This window comes from Mycobacterium sp. NTMscope_MAC_12 (assembly GCF_976985675.1).
Genome location: NZ_CDRJYY010000001.1, coordinates 3,454,098 through 3,468,791 on the forward strand (window position 1 = coordinate 3,454,098; position 14,694 = coordinate 3,468,791).

Annotated in this window: 15 protein-coding genes; 7 read left to right on the forward strand and 8 right to left on the reverse strand. The window is 69.3% G+C overall.

Annotation, left to right across the window (positions count from 1 at the left end; genetic code table 11):
- Window positions 1-94: 94 nt before the first annotated feature.
- Window positions 95-421 (reverse strand): preprotein translocase subunit YajC, encoded by a 327-nt coding sequence (gene yajC, locus AC0KS4_RS15590; protein WP_238956320.1) that lies wholly within the window; start codon window positions 419-421, stop codon window positions 95-97.
- A gap of 228 nt (window positions 422-649) precedes the next feature.
- Here yajC and gabT point away from each other — a divergent pair, with 228 nt between their 5' ends.
- Together gabT and car are read left to right on the forward strand one after the other, a co-directional pair.
- Window positions 650-1,990, forward strand: coding sequence for a 4-aminobutyrate--2-oxoglutarate transaminase (gene gabT / locus AC0KS4_RS15595; protein ID WP_238956321.1), 1,341 nt, complete (start codon window positions 650-652; stop codon window positions 1,988-1,990).
- 141 nt (window positions 1,991-2,131) lie between these two features.
- Entirely contained in the window at window positions 2,132-5,656 is a 3,525-nt protein-coding gene (car, locus tag AC0KS4_RS15600) for a carboxylic acid reductase (RefSeq protein WP_238956322.1), read from the forward strand.
- Between the two features lie 64 nt (window positions 5,657-5,720).
- Here the strand turns inward: car and AC0KS4_RS15605 are convergent, their stop codons facing one another.
- The 6 genes from AC0KS4_RS15605 to ruvC form a co-directional block, all read right to left on the reverse strand.
- Window positions 5,721-6,413, reverse strand: coding sequence for a hypothetical protein (locus tag AC0KS4_RS15605; RefSeq protein WP_238956323.1), 693 nt, complete (start codon window positions 6,411-6,413; stop codon window positions 5,721-5,723).
- A gap of 132 nt (window positions 6,414-6,545) precedes the next feature.
- Window positions 6,546-6,929, reverse strand: coding sequence for a DUF1304 domain-containing protein (locus tag AC0KS4_RS15610; RefSeq protein WP_238957325.1), 384 nt, complete (start codon window positions 6,927-6,929; stop codon window positions 6,546-6,548).
- 102 nt (window positions 6,930-7,031) lie between these two features.
- Window positions 7,032-7,709, reverse strand: a complete 678-nt coding sequence (locus AC0KS4_RS15615; RefSeq protein ID WP_225330370.1) for a hypothetical protein — start codon at window positions 7,707-7,709, stop codon at window positions 7,032-7,034.
- Window positions 7,710-7,801: 92 nt separating this feature from the next.
- The gene (gene ruvB, locus AC0KS4_RS15620; RefSeq protein WP_225330371.1) at window positions 7,802-8,857 is read right to left on the reverse strand and encodes a Holliday junction branch migration DNA helicase RuvB; all 1,056 of its coding nucleotides are present in this window, start codon (window positions 8,855-8,857) and stop codon (window positions 7,802-7,804) included.
- On the reverse strand, window positions 8,854-9,453 hold the full coding sequence (ruvA, locus tag AC0KS4_RS15625) for a Holliday junction branch migration protein RuvA (RefSeq protein WP_225330372.1): 600 nt from the start codon (window positions 9,451-9,453) through the stop codon (window positions 8,854-8,856). The genes ruvB and ruvA overlap by 4 nt, the downstream gene beginning before the upstream one ends.
- The gene (gene ruvC / locus AC0KS4_RS15630; RefSeq protein ID WP_225330373.1) at window positions 9,450-10,004 is read right to left on the reverse strand and encodes a crossover junction endodeoxyribonuclease RuvC; all 555 of its coding nucleotides are present in this window, start codon (window positions 10,002-10,004) and stop codon (window positions 9,450-9,452) included. The genes ruvA and ruvC overlap by 4 nt, the downstream gene beginning before the upstream one ends.
- A 193-nt stretch (window positions 10,005-10,197) precedes the next feature.
- On the opposite strand from ruvC, the gene AC0KS4_RS15635 reads away from it, so the two are divergent.
- Genes AC0KS4_RS15635 through AC0KS4_RS15655 form a run of 5 tightly spaced genes read left to right on the forward strand, consistent with a single transcriptional unit; the run spans window position 10,198 to window position 13,827 of the window.
- Window positions 10,198-10,809 carry a DUF4178 domain-containing protein gene (locus AC0KS4_RS15635; RefSeq protein ID WP_225330374.1) on the forward strand — a complete coding sequence of 204 codons (612 nt, stop codon included), beginning with the start codon at window positions 10,198-10,200 and terminating at the stop codon, window positions 10,807-10,809.
- A gap of 19 nt (window positions 10,810-10,828) precedes the next feature.
- Window positions 10,829-11,344 (forward strand): DUF2617 family protein, encoded by a 516-nt coding sequence (locus AC0KS4_RS15640; protein WP_225330375.1) that lies wholly within the window; start codon window positions 10,829-10,831, stop codon window positions 11,342-11,344.
- Window positions 11,341-11,772, forward strand: a complete 432-nt coding sequence (locus AC0KS4_RS15645) for a DUF4247 domain-containing protein (protein ID WP_225330376.1) — start codon at window positions 11,341-11,343, stop codon at window positions 11,770-11,772. Before AC0KS4_RS15640 ends, AC0KS4_RS15645 begins: the two co-directional genes overlap by 4 nt.
- 25 nt (window positions 11,773-11,797) lie before the next feature.
- The gene (locus tag AC0KS4_RS15650; RefSeq protein WP_225330377.1) at window positions 11,798-12,253 is read left to right on the forward strand and encodes a DUF350 domain-containing protein; all 456 of its coding nucleotides are present in this window, start codon (window positions 11,798-11,800) and stop codon (window positions 12,251-12,253) included.
- Complete coding sequence (locus tag AC0KS4_RS15655; protein WP_238956324.1) at window positions 12,250-13,827, forward strand: polyamine aminopropyltransferase; 1,578 nt, start codon at window positions 12,250-12,252, stop codon at window positions 13,825-13,827. The genes AC0KS4_RS15650 and AC0KS4_RS15655 overlap by 4 nt, the downstream gene beginning before the upstream one ends.
- On the opposite strand, the gene AC0KS4_RS15660 is transcribed toward AC0KS4_RS15655, so the two are convergent.
- Entirely contained in the window at window positions 13,828-14,583 is a 756-nt protein-coding gene (locus AC0KS4_RS15660) for a YebC/PmpR family DNA-binding transcriptional regulator (protein ID WP_064936653.1), read from the reverse strand.
- Window positions 14,584-14,694 lie beyond the last annotated feature (111 nt).

Consider the following 14,694-nt stretch of genomic DNA (forward strand, 5'->3'; position numbering starts at 1 on the left):
AGAATCGGTTAGTTACCCCGGACAGAGCCTAGAAAAGCCTACGTGGCCCCGAGGAGCCCGTCGCGCAAGCGGTCCTCCCCCGAAGTATTGGGCGTCAGGAATCCTTGGCGACCGAGCCCTCGTCGGCGGAGTCGTCCCCGTCGACCAGATCCTCGTCGTCGTCGGGCAGGACCCGGTCGCGGATCGCCAGCTTCATCCAGGTGGTCACCACGCCGGGGGCGATCTCGAGGTCGACGGTGTCGTCGGTGATCGCGACGACGGTGGCCTGCAGGCCCGAGGTGGTGTGCACCCGGTCGCCCGGGCTCAATGACTCGTGTAGGTCGATGGTGGCCTGCATCGCGCGCTTCTGGCGCCGCGAGGCGAAGTACATGAACCCGCCCATGATGAGCAGGAACGGCAAAAACAGGATCAAACTCTCCATGGGCGCGCCCGTCTTTCTTCGTGATTCTCGAGGGGTTTCGAGGGAATGCAAGGAAAAGGTGCCGGTCCGAATCGGGCGCCGCGCACCTCGTCACGGTCCAGTGTGCCCGTCCAGTCTGGCAGGCCGCGGCCCGTCACCGACCGCCGCGGTGCAACGAGTGCCCGCCGGCGGCAAGCTCGATAGGCTTTCAACGCGGCGTGACACGCGCGCCGCGGGGAGGAGTACGTGGTGGCCAGCCTTGAGCAGACTCGCCAACTGGTCACCGAGATCCCCGGCCCGGTCTCGCTCGAACTGAGCAAGCGCCGGGCGGCGGCGGTGTCGCACGCGGTCAACGTCTCCGTCCCGGTCTTCGTGGCGCGCGCCGGTGGCGGCATCATCGAGGACGTCGACGGCAACCGGCTCATCGACCTCGGTTCCGGCATCGCGGTGACGACCATCGGCAACTCGGCGCCCCGGGTGGTCGACGCGGTGCGCGCGCAGGTCGCCGAGTTCACCCACACCTGCTTCATGGTGACGCCCTACGAGTCGTACGTCGCCGTCGCCGAGACGCTCAACCGGATCACGCCGGGCTCCGGCGAGAAGCGCTCGGTGCTGTTCAACTCCGGCGCCGAGGCCGTCGAGAACGCCGTCAAGGTGGCGCGCGCCTACACCCGCAAGTCCGCGGTGGTGGCGTTCAACCACGCCTACCACGGCCGCACCAACCTGACGATGGCGCTGACCGCCAAGTCCATGCCCTACAAGGCCGGCTTCGGCCCGTTCGCGCCGGAGGTCTACCGGGCGCCGCTGTCCTACCCGTATCGGGACGGCCTGATCGACAAGGAGCTGGCCACCGACGGGGAGAAGGCCGCCGCGCGGGCCATCAGGGTCATCGACAGCCAGATCGGCGCCGACAACCTGGCCGCGCTCATCATCGAGCCGATCCAGGGCGAAGGCGGGTTCATCGTCCCGGCCGAGGGATTCCTGCCCGCTCTGCTGGAGTGGTGCCGCCGGAACGACGTGGTGTTCATCGCCGACGAGGTGCAGACCGGTTTCGCGCGGTCGGGCGCCATGTTCGCCTGCGAGCACGAGGGCATCGAGCCCGATCTGATCTGCACCGCCAAGGCCATCGCCGACGGGCTGCCGCTGTCGGCGATTACCGGCCGGGCCCAGATCATGGACGCACCGCACGTCGGCGGCCTGGGCGGCACGTTCGGCGGAAACCCCCTGGCCTGCGCGGCCGCGCTGGCCACGATCGAGACGATCGAGAGCGACGGGCTGGTCGAACGGGCCCGGCAGCTGGAACGCCTGATCACCGAACCGCTGCTGCGGCTGCAGGCCGGCGACGACCGGATCGGCGACGTCCGCGGCCGGGGCGCCATGATCGCGATCGAATTGGTGAAGTCGGGCACCGCCGAGCCGGACAAGGAATTGACCCAGAAGCTGACCGTCGCCGCCCAGGCGGCCGGCGTCATCGTCTTGACCTGCGGCATGTTCGGCAACATCATCCGGTTGCTGCCGCCGCTGACCATCGGCGACGAGCTGCTGACCGAGGGCATCGAGATCTTGAGCGGGTTGTTGCGCGACCTGTAGGACCCCGGCCCCCGTGGGCAATCTCACATGCACGCCCAAGGCCGCATCATGGTGGAATACCGTTACTTTAGCTAACGTTCTATGTGTCAGCGCGGACAGCGCATATTGACTCGCTAACTTTCATTCGCAAGGGATCTGTTTATGTCGACTGCCATTCATGACGAACAACTCGACCGTCGCATCGAGGAACTCATCGCCACCGACCCCCAGTTCGCCGCCGCCCGGCCGGACCCGGCGATCACCGCCGCCACCGAGCGGCCCGGGCTGCGGCTGCCGCAGATCATCCGGACCGTGCTCGACGGCTACGCCGCCCGGCCCGCACTGGGGCAGCGCGTCGTGGAGTTCGTGACCGACGCCAAGACCGGACGGACCTCGGCCGAGCTGCTCCCCCGCTTCGAGACCATCACGTACGGCGAACTCGGCGAACGGGTTTCGGCCCTCGGCCGCGCCTGGGCCGGCGACTCGGTGCGCCCCGGCGACCGCGTCTGCGTGCTCGGCTTCAACAGCGTTGACTACGCCACCATCGACATCGCGCTGGGCACCATCGGGGCCGTGTCGGTGCCGCTGCAGACCAGCGCGGCGATCTCGTCGCTGCAGCCGATCGTCGCCGAGACCGAGCCCAGCCTGATCGCCTCGAGCGTCAACCAGCTGGCCGACGCCGTGGAGCTGATCCTGGCCGGCGACCACGCGCCCGGCAGGCTCGTCGTGTTCGACTACCAGCCCCAGGTCGACGACCAGCGCGAGGCCGTGGAGAGCGCCGCCGCCCGGTTGGCCGACACCGGCGTCGCCGTCGAGGCGCTCGCCGACGTGCTGGCGCGCGGCAAGGGCCTGGCGCCCGTCGCCGAGCAGGAGACCGACGAGGACTCGCTGGCCCTGCTGATCTACACCTCCGGCAGCACCGGCGCCCCCAAGGGCGCGATGTACCCGCAGAGCAACGTCGGCAAGATGTGGCGGCGCGGCAGCAAGAACTGGTTCGGGGAGAGCGCCGCGTCGATCACCCTCAACTTCATGCCGATGAGCCACGTCATGGGGCGCGGAATCCTGTACGGCACGTTGGGCAATGGCGGCACCGCGTACTTCGCCGCCCGCAGCGACCTGTCCACCCTGCTCGAGGACCTCGAGTTGGTGCGGCCCACCGAGATGAACTTCGTCCCCCGCATCTGGGAGACGCTGTATGGCGAATTCCAGCGCCAGGTCGAGCGGCGGCTGGCCGACGGCGCAGACCGCGAAGCCGTCGAGGCGCAGGTGATGGCCGAACAGCGGCAGTACCTGCTGGGCGGGCGGTTCATCTTCGCGATGACGGGCTCGGCACCCACCTCGCCGGAGCTCAAGGCGTGGGCCGAGTCGCTGCTGCAGATGCACCTGATGGACGGCTACGGCTCCACCGAGGCCGGAATGGTGTTGTTCGACGGGGAGATTCAGCGTCCGCCGGTCATCGACTACAAGCTGGTCGACGTTCCGGATCTGGGCTACTTCAGCACCGACCGCCCGCATCCGCGCGGTGAGCTGTTGCTGCGCACCGAGAACATGTTCCCCGGCTACTACAAGCGGGCCGAGACCACCGCCAACGTGTTCGACGACGACGGCTACTACCGCACCGGTGACGTGTTCGCCGAGATCGCTCCGGACCGGCTGGTGTACGTCGACCGCCGCAACAACGTGCTCAAGCTCGCGCAGGGCGAGTTCGTCACCCTGGCCAAGCTGGAGGCGGTGTTCGGCAACAGCCCGCTGATCCGCCAGATCTACGTCTACGGCAACAGCGCCCAGCCCTACCTGCTGGCCGTGGTGGTGCCGACCGAGGAAGCGTTGGCGGACAACGATCTTGAGTCGCTCAAGCCGAAGATCGCCGACTCGCTGCAGAAGGTCGCCAAAGAGACCGGCCTGCAGTCCTACGAGGTGCCGCGCGACTTCATCATCGAGACCACACCGTTCACGCTGGAAAACGGTCTGCTGACCGGGATCCGCAAGCTGGCGTGGCCGAAGCTCAAGGCGCACTACGGGGAACGGCTCGAGCAGATGTATGCCGACCTGGCCGCGGGGCAGGCCAACGAGTTGGCCGAACTGCGCCGCAGCGGCGCGGCGGCGCCGGTGGCCCAGACCGTGAGCCGGGCCGCGGCCGCCCTGCTGGGTGCGGCGGCCGGGGATCTGTCCGCAGATTCCCACTTCACCGATCTTGGTGGAGACTCGTTGTCGGCGTTGACCTTTGGCAACCTGCTGCGCGAGATCTTCGATGTCGACGTGCCGGTGGGTGTCATCGTCAGCCCGGCCAACGACCTCGCGGCCATCGCCAGCTACATCGAGGCCGAGCGGCAGGGCTCCAAGCGGCCGACGTTCGCCGCCGTGCACGGTCGCGGCGCGACCACGGTGCACGCCAGTGACCTCACGCTGGACAAGTTCCTCGACGAGGCGACCCTGGCCGCCGCGCCGAGCCTGCCCAAGCCGGCCACCGAGGTGCGCACGGTGCTGTTGACCGGCGCGACCGGCTTTTTGGGCCGCTACCTGGCGCTGGACTGGCTCGAGCGCATGGACATGGTCGACGGCAAGGTCATCGCCCTGGTGCGGGCCCGCACGGATGAAGAGGCCCGCGCCCGGCTGGACAAGACCTTCGGCGTCGGCTCTCCTCAAGGCGACCCCAAACTGCTGGCGCACTACCAGCAGCTGGCCGCCGACCACCTGGAGGTCATCGCGGGCGACAAGGGTGAGGCCAACCTCGGCCTGGACCAGCAGACCTGGCAGCGACTGGCCGACGAGGTCGACGTCATCGTCGACCCCGCCGCGCTGGTCAACCACGTGCTGCCGTACAGCGAGCTGTTCGGGCCCAACGCCCTGGGTACCGCGGAGCTGATCCGGATCGCGCTGACCTCCAAGCAAAAGCCGTACACGTACGTGTCGACGATCGGCGTGGGCGACCAGATCCCACCCGGCAAGTTCGTCGAGAACGGCGACATCCGGCAGATCAGCGCCACCCGCGAGATCAACGACGGCTACGCCAACGGCTACGGCAACAGCAAGTGGGCCGGCGAGGTGCTGCTGCGCGAGGCGCACGACCTGTGCGGCCTGCCCGTCTCGGTGTTCCGCTGCGACATGATCCTGGCCGACACCACCTACGCCGGGCAGCTCAACCTGCCGGACATGTTCACCCGGCTGATGCTGAGCCTGGTCGCCACCGGTATCGCGCCCGGGTCGTTCTACGAGCTCGACGCCGAGGGCAACCGGCAGCGGTCGCACTACGACGGCCTGCCGGTCGAGTTCATCGCCGCGGCGATCTCGACGCTGGGGACGCAAATCACCGACAGCGACACCGGCTTCCAGACGTACCACGTGATGAACCCGTACGACGACGGCATCGGGCTGGACGAGTACATCGATTGGCTGATCGAGGCCGGGTATTCGATCGAGCGCATCGCCGATTACTCCGAGTGGCTGCGGCGGTTCGAGACGTCGCTGCGGGCCCTGCCGGATCGGCAGCGTCAGTACTCGCTGCTGCCCCTGCTGCACAACTACCAGAAGCCGGAAAAGCCGATCAACGGCTCGATGGCACCCACCGACGTGTTCCGTGCGGCGGTGCAGGAAGCGAAAATCGGCCCCGACAAAGACATCCCGCATGTGTCGGCGCCGGTCATCGTCAAGTACATCACCGACCTGGAGTTGCTCGGACTGCTCTGAGGTCAGCCGAACAGCAAGTCGCCCAGCCCTTTTGGGGCTGGGCGACCTGTTTCGGTGTACTGACCTACTGCTGCGGGTGCGGCCACCGCAAATACGCGGCGTTACCCCCAGATCCCGCACCTGCGCGGTGGCGGCGCCATCCCCGCTTTGGTTCGGGGTCAGACGACGCGCGCGGCTTGGTCAGCGCACCCGAGGAGACCTCGGCCGGCTGCTCGTAAACCGAATCCCGATACGGCTCGACGGCCGGTGTGCCTGAGGACGCCGGCGCCGACGGCTGCACGTCGCGCGCCAGGCGTACGGCGGTGCGTGCCAGCACGACACCGCCCACGAAGATGATCAGCGCGCCCAGGCCCGAGAAGTAGGTGACCTCGAGCACCGCGCGCTTGCGGTCGGTTGCTGCGATCGGGTCGCCGGCGGAGCCGATTCCCAGCAGCGGGGCGACATCGCCACCCACGACGAACCAGGCGCCGGCCAGCACGGCCAGCCACCCGCCCAACATCGCGGCGACGCGATTGCCGGCAACGATCAGCAGCAGGCCGCCGATGGCGGTGGCCGCTCCCGGCGCGACTTCCAGCCAGCCCCGCGCCGAGCTCCATGCCCAGTTTCGGTCCGGCGTGTATGCGAAGTTGAAGTGTGGACCGACAAACGGTATTAACGCCCCCCAGGCTCCCAGAATGACCAGGAGCAATCCGCTGACCGCGCCTCGCGAGCGCGGCATGCTCAGCCCGCGGGTTCGGCCGTCTTCTGCGTATTTCATGACATCCCCTCGTTGAATACCGGGCCTATTTCCGGCTCGAGATGGGTACCCGGCGACTTCCACTAGTAACCCACGCGGCAAACGAAAGCCAACCGCTGGCGGTGATTATTGTGGCTGGTGAGACTGGTGTTACTACTGAAGGCCGAGCAACAACAGCACGATCGCCATCGCCGGGAAGGTGCCCTGGGCGAGCGCCGCCCGCCCCTTGTCGGGTGCGGACACCAGCAGCACCACCGCGGCCGCGGCCATCGATCCGATGCCGGCGAAAACCAGTCCCGCGCCAACATCGGTGTGCCCCAAGGCAATTACGGCGATGCCGACGACGGTGACGATGGCGAGAAACAAATTGTAGAAACCTTGGTTGAAGGCGAGCAGCTTGGTGGTCTCGGCTTCCGCGGGGGTGGTGCCGAACGTGGCGCGGGTGCGCGGCGAGGTCCAGGTCAACGATTCCATCACGAAGATGTAGACGTGCAGTAACGCCGCCAGTGCGGCGAACAGCAGCGCGGTCGCGATCATCGCGTCCTCCTCGCCGGTCACGGTTGCTCGCACTACCTTGGCGCAAAACGGCACCGGAAGCCAAGGGCTCCCGGTGCCGTTTCGCGTTGCCGGCTAAGTGGGCTAAGCGGCGTGGTGATGGCGGTGGAACAAGCCGCCGCCGGTGCGCCGATGGAACAAGCCACCACCGCCGCGCTCCCGGGCCGCGGGCTCGGCCGCCACCGCGTCCGTCCGTGCGCCCGTCTCGTCATACATGGCCGGTTGGCCCGCCGGCACGGCATCGCCTGCCATGGGCGCCGGTTGGGTCATCACGACGTCGCGCGCGTGCCGAACCGCCAGCCGCGCCACGGCCGCGCCACCCAGGAAGACGATCAGCGCACCCAGGCCGGTGAAGTAGGTGACCTCGAGCAGGGCTCGTTTCAGGTCCGTCGAGGCGGCACCCGGCTGACCGACGCTCCCGATGCCCAGCGTCGGCGCGAACGCGCGGCCGACCACGAACCAGGCGCCGCCCAGGACCGCCAGCCAGCCACCGAACACGGCGTTGGCGCGATTGCCGGAGAGGAGCACCAGCAGGCCACCCACCGCCGCGGCCACCCCGGGGAGCACCTCCAGCCAGCCTTTTGCCGCCGTCCACGTCCATGCCGGGTCCGCGGCGTACGCCCAATCGATGTTGGGACCGAAGAACGGCACCAACGCACCCCACGCACCCAAAAGGATCAGGAGTAACCCGGTCAGCGCGCCGCGGGTACGCGGCATGTACAGCGCGCGAGGGCGTTCATAGTCGTGGCGCCTGTTCCTCATCTTCAGTCTCCTTCACGAGGCGTGATACCTGTGAGGTTGGTTACCCACCGCGCCACGATGTAACCGGATGGGCCCGCGCGATCGTTTGCTGGCTACTCGAACAGGCCGGGCTGCCCGAGACCGGCGGCCCCGGCGGGCGGCACCATGCCGAGGTGCGTCCACGCCTGGGCGGTGGCCACCCGGCCACGCGGAGTCCGGGCCACCATGCCGGCGCGGACCAGGAACGGCTCGCACACCTCCTCGACGGTGGTGGCCTCCTCGCCAACCGCCACCGCCAGCGTCGACACCCCGACCGGGCCGCCACCGAAGCTGCGGGTCAGCGCCGAGAGCACCGCCCGGTCCAGCCGATCCAGACCCAGTTCGTCGACGTCGTAGACCGCCAGCGCGGACTTGGCGACGTCGCGGGTGATCACGCCGTCGGCGCGCACCTCGGCGAAGTCCCGCACCCGGCGCAACAGCCGGTTGGCGATCCGCGGCGTGCCGCGCGAGCGGCGCGCGATCTCCTCGGCCGCATCACCGCCGAGTTCGATTCCCAGGATCCCGGCGGAGCGGGCCAGCACCCGCTCCAGCTCGGGGGGCTCGTAGAAGTCCATGTGCGCGGTGAAGCCGAACCGATCCCGCAGCGGGCCGGTCAGCGCGCCGGAACGGGTGGTCGCGCCGACCAGGGTGAACGGCGCCACCTCCAGCGGGATCGACGTCGCGCCGGGGCCCTTGCCGACGACCACGTCCACCCGGAAGTCCTCCATCGCCAGGTAGAGCATCTCCTCGGCGGGCCGCGCGATGCGGTGGATCTCGTCGATGAACAACACGTCGTGCTCGACCAGATTGGACAGCATCGCCGCCAGGTCCCCGGCGCGCTCCAGCGCGGGCCCGGACGTCAGCCGCAACGAGGATCCGAGCTCGGCCGCGATGATCATCGCCAGCGACGTCTTGCCCAGCCCCGGCGGGCCGGACAGCAGGATGTGATCCGGTGTGCCGCCGCGGTTTTTGGCCCCCTCGATGACCAGTTGCAGCTGTTCGCGCACCCGCGGCTGGCCGATGAACTCCCGCAGCGAGCGGGGCCGCAGGCTGACGTCGACGTCGCCCTCGCCGGGGGCCAGCGCGCCGGAGACGTCCCGGTCGGACCAGTCTTCCTCGGTGGGGGTCATCGAGACTTACCCAGCAGCGACAGGGCGGCGCGCAGCGCACCGGAGGTGGTCGCGTCCTGCTCGGCGGCCAGCACCTTGTCGGTGGCCTCCTCGGCCTGCTTGACGGCGAAGCCGAGGCCGACCAGGGCCTCCACCACCGGCCCGCGTATCGCGTGGCCGTTGAGACCGGTGGCCACGGACGCCGCGCCGGCGCCGGCCGCGCCCACCTTGTCCCGCAGCTCCAGGACCATCCGTTCGGCGCTGCGTTTGCCGATCCCGGGCACCCGGGTCAGCGCGGTGACGTCGCCGTCATGCAGCGCCTGGCGCAGCGCGCCGGCGTCGTGCACGGCCAGGGTCGCCATCGCCAGCCGGGGCCCGACCCCCGACACCGACAGCAGGGTCAAAAACAGGTCGCGGGTGTCGGTGTCGGTGAAGCCGTACAGCGTCATCGAATCCTCGCGGACGATCATCGCCGTGATCAGCCGCGCCTCGGTCCCGGTCCGCAGCGTGGACAGCGTCGACGGCGTCGCGTTCACCCGGTAGCCGACACCGGCGGCCTCGATCACCACATGATCGAGCGCCACCTCGAGCACCTCGCCGCGCACCGCGGCGATCATCGGGCGGCCTTCAGCTTGGCCCGGTACTTCTGCCGCTGCTCGGCGGCCAGCGCCTCGGCCGCCGCCATCCGGGCGATCATCGGCGCCCGCCAGCAGTGACAAATCGCCAGCGCGAGCGCGTCGGCGGCGTCCGCCGGCGTCGGTTTCGCTTGCAGCGCAAGGATTCTGGTGACCATCGCAGTAACCTGGGCCTTGTCGGCAGCGCCGTTGCCGGTGACCGCGGCCTTGACCTCGCTGGGGGTGTGGAAGTGCACGTCGACGCCCCGCTTGGCCGCCGCCAGCGCGACCACGCCGCCGGCCTGGGCGGTGCCCATCACCGTCGACACGTTCAGCTGGGAGAACACCCGCTCGATAGCCACGACGTCCGGCTGGTGGGTGGCCAGCCAATGCTCGACGGCGTCACTGATCTTCAGCAGCCGCTCGGCGAGCGGCGCGTCCGACGGGGTGCGCACCACGTCGACGTCGAGCGCGACGACGCTGCGCCCACGCCCGCTCTCGACGACCGACAACCCGCACCGGGTCAGGCCGGGGTCGACGCCCATCACCCGCATTACCCGCTCCCACCTAGTAGAACAGCTGTTCGATACCCTAGCGGCCGGCACCGACGCGCCCCGGGTGCGACACGCGGCGGCCACCCCGATTCCAGGCCGATTCCGGGCCGGGAGGTTACCGCGCCGGACCCGCGAAAAAGCTGTTAGCTTTAGCCCACGTTCGCTCAAGCATTGTGGCAACGGGAGGCTGCGCGTGGGATCTCTGCTGGTCATGCTCGCCATCGTGCTGTTCATCGCGTCGATCGTGGTGCTCGTCATCGCTTTGCGCCGCCCCAAGCGGCCGGCGCAGAGCGCCGGGCGCCCGGATCCGCTCGCGTCGGACGCGATGCCGCAGTTCGGGCCCCGCCAGCTCGGCCCCGGCGCCATCGTCAGCTACGGCGGCACCGACTACATCGTGCGCGGGTCGGTCACCTTCCGCGAGGGACCGTTCGTGTGGTGGGAACACCTGCTCGAGGGCGGCGAGCAGCCGATCTGGTTCAGCGTCGAAGAGGACGACGGACGGCTGGAACTGGCGATGTGGATCACCCGCAAGGACGTGCCGCTGCGGCCCGGCGATCCCTACGTCGTCGACGGCGTGATGTTTCACGAAACCGAACGCGGCCGCGCCTCCTACACGACCGAAGGCACCACCGGGCTGCCGGCCGGCGGCGAGATGGAATTCGTCGACTGCACCAGCGACGACGAGACGGTCCTGCTCTCCTTCGAGCGCTGGGCCGCGGACATGCCCTGGGAGGTGTCGACGGGAAAGTCCGTGTCCCCCGGCGAACTCACCGTCTACGCGGCTCCCCCGCCCAGCCCCGCCTAACGCGCGCGAGGTCAGGCCGGTGCCCCTTCATCAGCTCGCCGTGACCCCGGCGGACGTATCCGGGGAGCGGCTGGGACTCGCGCTCAACGCGCCGGTCCCCCCGCCGCTGGCCGCCTGCCGCCTCGAGCACCCGGGCGGCGCGGGGGCGTTGCTGCTCGGGGTGCTCGGCGCGTCGCACGTCGTCGCGGTCGAGCACGCCGCGGGCCGGTTCTCCGAGGAAATCTCTTGCACGGCACGCAATCTCGGGGCGGCCCTGCCCGAGAGCACCGACGCGCCCGGCTACCACCTGCAATCGGTCACCGACACCCGCGACGAGGCGGCCTTCCGCCGCCTCGCGCACGAGCTGCGGGGCCGCTGCGCCCGACGGGCGGGCTGGCTCGGCGGCACGTTCCCGGGCGACGACGCCGCGCTGACCGTGCTGGCCGCCGAGCCCGACGGCGCCGGATGGCGTTGGCAGACATGGCATCTGTACCCGGGGCGTCCGCCCGGCTCCGGCGGGACGGTGGTTCACACCGCGAGCCGGTGGCAACCGTGAGCCGAACCCGCCTGTTCGTGATCGCCGGTCTGCTGGCGGCCGGCGCCGTGGTGTGCCTGATCACCGGAATCATCTTGCTGCAGAAGAACATTGCGTCGTACGTCGCGGGCCACTATCACGAGTACGCCCACGACGTGAACGGCACGCGCTACCAGTGCACGGGATCGCCACGACAGGCGGCCGACGCGCTCGCCGCGTATGCGCACCCCGAGGCGCGCGCCGACAACGGCAACACCGAATACCTGCGTTATGCCAACGACATCGTGGTCGTCGGCCCCGACGGCAACTACCCGTGCAGCATCCGCGTCGAACCGCTGAGCGCCGGCTACAGCCACGGCGCGTTCATCTTCCTCGGCCCCGGATTCACCCCCGGCTCCCCGTCGGGTGGTTCCGGAGGCAGCCCCGGCGGCCCGGGCGGAACCAAGTGATGGCACCACCGCAAAGGAGACAACCATGTACCTCGCCGTCGAGATCGGAACCGTCGACCTCAATCCCGTCCTGAAAGGCGCGGTCGCGACGATCCTGTACTTCGTCGTCGGCATGGCCGTCCTGCTCGTCGGGTTCTACGTGGTCGACGTGCTGACCCCGGGCAAGCTGCGCCAGCTGGTGTTCATCGACCGCCGCCCGAACGCCGTGATCGTCGCGGGCGCGATGTACATCGCGCTGACCGTCGTCATCATCACCGCGATCGCCAACAGCTACAGCCAGCTGGGGCAGGGACTCCTCGGCGTGGCGGTGTACGGGTTGATGGGCGTGATCCTGCTCGGGATCGCGCTGCTCACAATGCATCTGCTGATACCGGGGAGTTTCCATGAGCACATCGACGAGCAGGTGCTGCATCCCGGCTCGTTCGCGGTGGCCCTGATACTGCTCGCCGTCGGAGGGGTGACCGCCGCGGCGGTGTCATGAGCTCCGTCGACGTGGCCACGCCCCCGGCGGCGCCGTCCGCGGCGGCGTCGGGGCGGTGGCGGGCGCTGCTGTTGGCCGCCGTGGCGGCGTGCGCGGCCTGCGGCCTCATCTATGAACTCGCGCTGCTGACGTTGTCGGCCAGCCTCGACGGCGGCGGCATCGTCGCCACCTCACTGATCGTCGCGGGCTACATCGCCGCGCTAGGCGTGGGCGCCCTGCTGGTCAAACCGCTGCTGGCGCATGCGGCGATCACCTTCATCGCGGTGGAGGCGGCCCTCGGCGTCATCGGCGGGCTGTCCGCGGCGGCCCTGTACATGGTGTTCGCGTTCCTGGACGGCGCGGTCGGTTCGACGTGGGTGCTGGCGGTGAGCACGGCCCTGATCGGTGGCCTGGTCGGCGCCGAGGTGCCGCTGTTGATGACGCTGCTGCAGAGCGGGCGGGTGGCGGGTGCGGCCGACGCCGGGCGCACGCTCGCCAACCTCAACGCCGCCGATTACCTCGGCGCGCTGCTGGGCGGGCTGGTCTGGCCGTTCCTGCTGCTGCCGCAGCTGGGGATGATTCGCGGCGCGGCCGTCACCGGCATGATCAACCTGGCGGCGGCGGCCGTCGTCGCCATTTTCCTGCTGCGCCAAGTGGTTTCGACGCGCCAGCTGCTGCTGGCGCTGTGCGCGCTGGCCGCCGCGCTGGGGCTGCTCGCCACCCTGTTGCTGCGTTCGGCCGACGTCGAAACCACAAGCCGGCAAAGGCTTTACGCCGATCCGATCGTCGCGTATCGGCACACGCCCTACCAGGAGATCGTGGTGACGCGGCGCGGCAACGACACCCGCCTGTACCTCGACGGCGGGCTGCAATTCTCCACCCGGGACGAATACCGCTACACCGAAAGCCTCGTGTACCCCGCGGTCGGGAAGGGTGCGCGTTCGGTGCTGGTGCTCGGCGGCGGCGACGGCCTGGTGGCTCGCGAATTGCTGCGCCAGCCCGGCATTTCCAAGATCGTGCAGGTCGAGCTCGACCCCGCGGTGATCGACGTCGCGCGCACCACGCTGCGCGGCGCCAACGCCGGTTCATTGGACAACCCGCGGGTAAGCGTGGTGACGCAGGACGCGATGAACTGGTTGCGCGGACCCGACATCGACCGGTTCGATGCGATCATCGTCGACCTTCCCGATCCCGACACACCCGTGCTGGGCCGGCTGTATTCGACCGAGTTCTACGCGCTGGCCGCCCGGGCGCTGGCCCCCGGCGGGCTGATGGCGGTGCAGGCGGGCAGCCCCTTTTCCACCCCGACGGCCTACTGGCGCACGGTGTCGACGATCCGGGCGGCGGGCTACGCCGTCACGCCGTATCACGTGCACGTGCCGACGTTCGGCGACTGGGGATTCGCCCTGGCGCAGCGCGCCGACACCGCGCCCACACCGACGGTGCCGCCCGACGCTCCCCCGCTACGTTTTCTCAACCAGCGGGTGCTCGAGGCGGCCGGCGTGTTCTCCGGCGACATCGCGCCGCGGCCCGTGGAGCCGTCGACCCTGGACAATCCGCGCATCGTCGAGGACATGCGGCACGGGTACGACTAGTCAGTCCTCGTCGAGAGCGGCGAGCACCTCGTCGGACAGGTCGACGTTGGTCCACACGTTCTGCACGTCGTCGCTGTCTTCCAGCGCGTCGACGAGCTTGAACACCTTGCGCGCGCCCTCGACGTCAACCGGCACGCTGACCGACGGCTGAAAGCTCGCCTCGGCGGATTCGTAGTCGATGCCGGCGTCCTGCAGCGCGGTGCGCACCGCGACCAGGTCGGTCGGCTCGGAGATGATCTCGAAGCTCTCGCCGAGGTCGTTGACGTCCTCGGCGCCGGCGTCGAGCACCGCGGTCAGCACGTCGTCCTCGGTCAGGCCGTTCTTTTCGAGGGTGACGACGCCCTTGCGGGTGAACAGGTAGGACACCGAGCCGGGGTCGGCCATGTTGCCGCCGTTGCGGGTCACCGCCACCCGGACCTCGCCGGCCGCCCGGTTGCGGTTGTCGGTCAGGCACTCGATCAGGACCGCGACGCCGTTGGGCCCGTAGCCCTCGTACATGATCGTCTGGTAGTCGGCCCCGCCCGCTTCCTCGCCGGCGCCCCGCTTGCGGGCCCGCTCGATGTTGTCGTTGGGCACCGACGTCTTCTTCGCCTTCTGGATGGCGTCATACAGCGTCGGGTTGCCGGCCGGGTCACCGCCCCCGGTGCGGGCGGCGACCTCGATGTTCTTGATCAGCCGGGCGAACTCCTTGCCGCGGCGCGCGTCCTTGACGGCCTTTTGGTGCTTGGTGGTGGCCCACTTGGAATGGCCGCTCATCGGTGTCCTATCTGGGAGTCCTCTTGTTTTTGTGGCCAGACGAGTCTACGTGGCCCGCGAGACTGCAACTGCCGACGGCTCCACTCGGGAAATGCGTCGTGGAATACAGTT

Excerpts from the sequence above, each read along its gene's own strand:
- yajC (WP_238956320.1), bottom strand. The coding sequence starts at position 421 with ATGGAGAGTTTGATCCTGTTTTTGCCGTTCCTGCTCATCATGGGCGGG.
- AC0KS4_RS15605 (WP_238956323.1), bottom strand. The coding sequence starts at position 6,413 with ATGAAATACGCAGAAGACGGCCGAACCCGCGGGCTGAGCATGCCGCGC.
- ruvA (WP_225330372.1), bottom strand. The coding sequence starts at position 9,453 with ATGATCGCCGCGGTGCGCGGCGAGGTGCTCGAGGTGGCGCTCGATCAT.
- ruvC (WP_225330373.1), bottom strand. The coding sequence starts at position 10,004 with ATGCGGGTGATGGGCGTCGACCCCGGCCTGACCCGGTGCGGGTTGTCG.
- AC0KS4_RS15655 (WP_238956324.1), top strand. The coding sequence starts at position 12,250 with ATGAGCTCCGTCGACGTGGCCACGCCCCCGGCGGCGCCGTCCGCGGCG.
- AC0KS4_RS15610 (WP_238957325.1), bottom strand. The coding sequence starts at position 6,929 with ATGATCGCGACCGCGCTGCTGTTCGCCGCACTGGCGGCGTTACTGCAC.
- car (WP_238956322.1), top strand. The coding sequence starts at position 2,132 with ATGTCGACTGCCATTCATGACGAACAACTCGACCGTCGCATCGAGGAA.
- ruvB (WP_225330371.1), bottom strand. The coding sequence starts at position 8,857 with ATGACCCCCACCGAGGAAGACTGGTCCGACCGGGACGTCTCCGGCGCG.
- AC0KS4_RS15660 (WP_064936653.1), bottom strand. The coding sequence starts at position 14,583 with ATGAGCGGCCATTCCAAGTGGGCCACCACCAAGCACCAAAAGGCCGTC.
- AC0KS4_RS15650 (WP_225330377.1), top strand. The coding sequence starts at position 11,798 with ATGTACCTCGCCGTCGAGATCGGAACCGTCGACCTCAATCCCGTCCTG.
- AC0KS4_RS15615 (WP_225330370.1), bottom strand. The coding sequence starts at position 7,709 with ATGAGGAACAGGCGCCACGACTATGAACGCCCTCGCGCGCTGTACATG.